The following is a 4,001-nucleotide window of genomic DNA, read 5'->3' on the forward strand; positions in this document are numbered from 1 at the left end:
AATAGCTCTGCTGTGACCAGCACGACGAAACCTGCGACGGCAATGAAAGCGGCAGGGGCAAAGCGCACAGACAGCATCGCGCTCCCAGCACCCAAGCCCAACGCATGGGCCGCGATCACGTTGGAAAGCACAACAGCAAGCAATGCAGCTGAGCCTGCTGTCACCACATGCATAAACGCCTCGAGAACCGAGAGGACGCAAACCTGGCGCGGGGTGGCACCCCATACCTCCAGCAATGACGCGTCACGCTCACGCACTCGCAAGGCAAGAACTACATGTGCGCACGACCCCACAGCCGCCAAGACAACCGGCCCCGCGAACATTACGCACGCGAGGCGCGGGTCGAGGTCGAATCCGCCCCCAATCGGCAAGTCGTATGCCGTGGCATACCGCTCCATCAGGCTCATCATCGAATAGAAACCCGCAACGACACCCATGGCAACAACGAGGGATGTCTCAATCGACAAGCTCTGTGTTACGTCGTGCTGAGCGCTCCTGCGCGCGAGAAGCCACGCCGTCCAGCGCGACAACGGACACGTCGCCGCGCGCAGGATCCTCGGCAAAAGTACAGGGGCGAGAGCCGTAATTAGCGCCGGGATTGCAATAGGCAAAATGACAAGCCAGGTGCTCTGGCCGAAATCAACAGGGGCCAAGGCGGGGTCAACCGTGGACATACACCATGCGGCAGCAGCACATGCGGCAAGGGCGGAAAGCCATCGCAGCGGCGTCATGCGCGCAGATGCGCCCTCGACCGACCGCTCGTCACGCAAAGCCATCACGGGCGGTGTGCACGCCGCGCTCCTTGCGGCGCGCGCCCCGCCGAGTACCGACACGAATAGCGACACACCCAGAACCGCAGGGCAGAGGGAAAATCCCGGCAGAAGCCGCACCCCTTCGAACAAGTCAACACCCATGAACAGAGCACTGAACACGGTGGATGAGCTTACCCAGCACAAAGCCAAGCCCAAGCACGAACCGAAGACCCCCACAAGTGCAATTTGAACGATGACGGCAAAGCCAACCATAACCGGAGGGATGTTGATCACCTGCCACAGGGCATAGGTGCGCCGCAACGAAACGACGCTTCCCCGAGCCGTTGAAGAGAGAACGACGCATCCGGAAATCGCCGAAAACATGAGGATCGCCTGGGCGGCGCTTCTAAAGAAGAAAGAAGTCGACGCCATCGGGCTCGCGGCCGCCGTTGCGGAAAACGATGCGAACCAACCTCCCATATAGCCAAATGCGGCAGCAACGGCGAGCACACCGAACCACACATGCCAGTGCTCCCGAACATCACCCACAAGCAGACGGATCATCGCAACATCGCCCCCTCGGCGGCATCACGCGGTCCCACCGTCTCCATCGCGGTGAGGATTTCCCGCGATGTGGGGTGAGTCATCATGTGGACGATCTTCCCGTCACGCATTACAAACACCCGATCGGCACGAGCGGCCGCCTCAAGATCGTGCGTCACCATGACGACGGCTCGGCTCTCCCCATCCGCCATGGCTCGCAGTATGTCGAGGACCGCGTTCCCGTTCGCCGTGTCGAGGGCGCCGGTGGGTTCATCGGCGAACACGATGTCCGGACAGGAAGCGATAGCCCGGGCGAGCGCCACGCGCTGCGCCTCGCCGCCGGACAACTCGGCTGGACGGGCATGCTCCTTCCCTCCCATACCGACCTTCTCCAAGAGATCGCACACATCCTTCCCGCTCACCCTGCGACCGGCAAAGCGCGCGGGCAGTGAGACGTTCTCACCCACGGAGAGCGAGGGCATGAGATTGTACTGCTGGAACACGAACCCGACATGTCGAGCCCTGACCTTCACGCGCTCGCCGCGCCTCGCTCGCACGACATCCACGCCCATAAGATGAATCTCGCCCGCATCGGGGACCTCAAGCCCCGCCAGACAGTGCAGCAGCGTCGACTTGCCCGAACCGGATGGTCCCACGATGGATACCATCTCACCTGCCAACACATTCATATCAACGTGGCGAAGAACCTCGGTGTTCAGATTTCCATGCTTATAACTTTTGCATACGCCACACGCCTCAACGAGGATGCCCATAATTCTTCTGCTCCTTTTGCCAATCCGCCCGTGAGCATGCAAGGCCAAAGCGCACGAGCCCTGCACCTTGCAAGAAAGGGCGCATCGGACAAGCGCCAAGTTACCTTGCACGCGTCTCATCAGTTGATAGTGAATACGAGGCCTCGGCCAGCGGCTACTTCCAGCCGGGGATGTCGGCACCCGAGGTGAGTATCGTGGACAGGATGGTCAGGATAACGACGATCAGCAGGAACACGACCGCAGTGCCCGCGATGACCATGAGGGCGCTGAGGGCGAAGCGGTACTCGCGCGACAGCTCGCGCGGGGCGGGCGCCGAGGGCGTCTCGCACACCGACGGGACGCTCGCCGAGCCCGTGAGGATGAAGTCTGTGCTCACACGGTAGATCTGCGCGAACTTGACCACGTTGTCGACTTCGGGGCGGCCCTGGGCACCCTCCCACTTCGAGATGGCCTGACGGGAAACCCCGAGCAGGTCCGCCAGCTGCTCCTGCGAATAGCCGGCCTTGCGGCGAAGGTCGAGCAGGCGGTCGGCGAGCTGCGTCGTCGCGTCATCCATAATGAAAGCCTCCTTGTAGCGCCGATATTCCGGGCCCGACGGCAGCCGTCATGGGATGCTTTCGCCCCTTTTGGCAATCGGGCCTCAGCGCAAGACTATCCTCGCAACCACCGTTGCGCTCCACCATCTAGCAGCGACAATTGTAGCAACACATCGCGACAATTCCGCCACCGCCCGTTGCGGTGAGGATGCAGGGCGCATTCTCGCAGCTTCAAACCCAGCTTTGCCCCGCCGCTGGCATCGTTACGGCAGTCGGGATCAAAACCAAGTCGCTCGTCTGGTGCATCGTGACGGGCGTCGCGGTGTTCGCCATCCTACAGGCCGCTGCCCTCTAGCTGCGATAAAGGCGGCTGTGCCCCAAACACACCGAAACAGAGAAACAGACGACGTCAGCCCTGGCAGAAGCGCTTGTCGAACCAGCCCGTGAGAATCGGAGCGAGCAGTGCCGTCACAATGACGGCGGTCGCGATCTGCGCGTAGGCCACCGGCGCGATGGCAGCGTACTGGGGTGCAACCTCAACGAGTGCCGCAGGAGTGGTCATGGCCGTGCCGGCGATCGTCGAGCAGGCGATGGCCGCCTTACCCGTACCGCCACACAGACGCTCGAACAGACAGGTCACAGGGCCCACAACGAACACCGTCACAAGGCCGAGCAGGATGCCGGACAAGCCACCGGTTACAAAACTCGCGAGGCTCATCGAGCAGCCGAGCTGGAAGCCCAACACGGCGATGGCGGGATTGGCGCCTGGCTTGAGCAGGTCACGCACGAACGGGAAACAGTTGCCCAACACCATACCGATGACGAGGGGCAGTACCGACCCGATGACGGTCCCCAGCGGGATGCTCGCCAGACCGGAGACGCCCAGGATGATCATGGCAACCGTGGGACCCGCGGTGAGGAACAGAATGCCCACGGCGCCCTGCTCGGCCTCGTCGCCGTATTCGCTCATAATGCCCGTGTAGAGGGCCATGTTGCAAAACGAGATGCCGCCGATGATAGAGACGGACGACAGGCCGAGGAGGTCGTCGTTGAAGAACCAAGCGACGGCGAGGCCCATCGCCGCGGCGAGCACAAGCTTGGGGATGAGCACGACGACGCCCGTCTTGACGGCGCCCGGCGTGGCCTTGAACGAGATGCCCGCGCCGACGAACAGCAGAATCGCGGCGACCACCGCGTTGGCACCCCCGCGCGTAGCCGCCGTGAAGAATCCGCCAATCTCCAAGACCTGGGGGCAGAAGGTGTTAATGAGCAGGCCCACGATCATGGGGTAGATCATGATGTCGCCCGGAAGGCGCGGGACCTTAAACGTCCGCGCCGCCGTTGCTTTGTTGCCGTCAACCGCCATATATATGTCCTCCGTCTTTTCGCGTTGCGCT

5 protein-coding genes are annotated in these 4,001 nt (G+C 62.3%); 1 reads left to right on the plus strand and 4 read right to left on the minus strand.

Annotation, left to right across the window (positions count from 1 at the left end; all coding sequences use genetic code 11):
* From ACT8II_RS09145 to ACT8II_RS09155, 3 genes are all read right to left on the minus strand, one after another.
* A partial coding sequence (locus tag ACT8II_RS09145) for a hypothetical protein (RefSeq protein ID WP_443813914.1) occupies positions 1-1,316 on the minus strand: 1,316 nt, incomplete at its 3' end.
* Complete coding sequence (locus ACT8II_RS09150; protein ID WP_443813915.1) at positions 1,313-2,068, minus strand: ABC transporter ATP-binding protein; 756 nt, start codon at positions 2,066-2,068, stop codon at positions 1,313-1,315. The genes ACT8II_RS09145 and ACT8II_RS09150, both read right to left, overlap by 4 nt.
* A 154-nt stretch (positions 2,069-2,222) precedes the next feature.
* The gene (locus ACT8II_RS09155) at positions 2,223-2,624 is read right to left on the minus strand and encodes a helix-turn-helix domain-containing protein (protein ID WP_443813916.1); all 402 of its coding nucleotides are present in this window, start codon (positions 2,622-2,624) and stop codon (positions 2,223-2,225) included.
* Positions 2,625-2,812: 188 nt separating this feature from the next.
* Between ACT8II_RS09155 and ACT8II_RS09160 the strand changes: the two genes are divergently transcribed.
* Positions 2,813-2,959 carry a hypothetical protein gene (locus tag ACT8II_RS09160; RefSeq protein ID WP_304292577.1) on the plus strand — a complete coding sequence of 49 codons (147 nt, stop codon included), beginning with the start codon at positions 2,813-2,815 and terminating at the stop codon, positions 2,957-2,959.
* 54 nt (positions 2,960-3,013) lie between these two features.
* Here ACT8II_RS09160 and ACT8II_RS09165 read toward each other — a convergent pair whose 3' ends face one another.
* Positions 3,014-3,970 carry a 2-keto-3-deoxygluconate permease gene (locus ACT8II_RS09165; protein WP_443813918.1) on the minus strand — a complete coding sequence of 319 codons (957 nt, stop codon included), beginning with the start codon at positions 3,968-3,970 and terminating at the stop codon, positions 3,014-3,016.
* Positions 3,971-4,001 lie beyond the last annotated feature (31 nt).

The organism is Collinsella sp., from assembly GCF_052346665.1.
Classification (GTDB): Bacteria; Actinomycetota; Coriobacteriia; order Coriobacteriales; family Coriobacteriaceae; genus Collinsella.